The organism is Vibrio sp. 1580 (genome assembly GCF_033340055.1).
In genome coordinates, this window is the sequence record NZ_JAWOVT010000243.1 from 1 (window position 1) to 744 (window position 744).

The 744-nt window shown below is 46.5% G+C and carries 1 protein-coding gene and 1 pseudogene; both read right to left on the bottom strand.

Annotation, left to right across the window (positions count from 1 at the left end; genetic code table 11):
• The coding region (locus tag R7093_RS25290; RefSeq protein WP_318147030.1) for an alpha/beta fold hydrolase at positions 1 to 505 on the bottom strand (505 nt) is incomplete at its 3' end.
• Positions 492 to 744, bottom strand: a pseudogene (locus R7093_RS25295) (2-succinyl-5-enolpyruvyl-6-hydroxy-3-cyclohexene-1-carboxylic-acid synthase); the annotation flags it as partial. The gene R7093_RS25290 and the pseudogene R7093_RS25295, both read right to left, overlap by 14 nt.

Consider the following 744-nt stretch of genomic DNA (forward strand, 5'->3'; position numbering starts at 1 on the left):
GCTCATGGTTTAGTGAAGAAAACACCGCTTGTTGATACCAATCGCTCAAAACACGTTCAAGTGGTTCACTCTCGAAGCGCAGTGCCCATTTTTGGTCGTTGTGCAATCTTGACTGTATCTCTGACTCTGTTTGAAGCCCGAAGTTTCCCCCTTCCACAATCGCGCCGACAATATTGAGATCTGAGAAGCACTCACCAGCAAGACCGTGCATTGCGATTCTTCCACCCATTGAGTAGCCAATCAAAATAAGTGGTTGTTGCGGAGGAAATAATAAAGATAGTGTGGAATTAAGAAGTTTGCAGCAATCATCGAGATCGTTGCACTTTGTAAACTGGCTGCGACCATGACCAGGAAGGTCGATAACGACTCGTTCAAACTGAGTCAGCTCATCCAAACAAGCTTGCCAATCAGCACCACTTCCTAAAAGACCATGCAAAAACACCAGAGTGGGAAGATCACCACTTTGGTGTTTTTCAGTTGGAGAGAGACGCTCAGAGTGAAGCATGCAGGCTCTTATTAAATGCCTTTATCAACTCTGCGGCTTGGCTTGGTGGGGTTTGAACTTCCACCAGCATTGTGCCTTGGCCGCTCGACAGGTGCTCGACAACCATTGCTTGATACATTTGTAATGTAGTTGGCTTTTCATACTTTAAGCCAAACTGCTTAGCTGCATGTTCAAACTGATAACCGTGGGGCATTTGGTAGTACGCAGTGCGATGCTCCTGAGGCACTGGCAACATATCG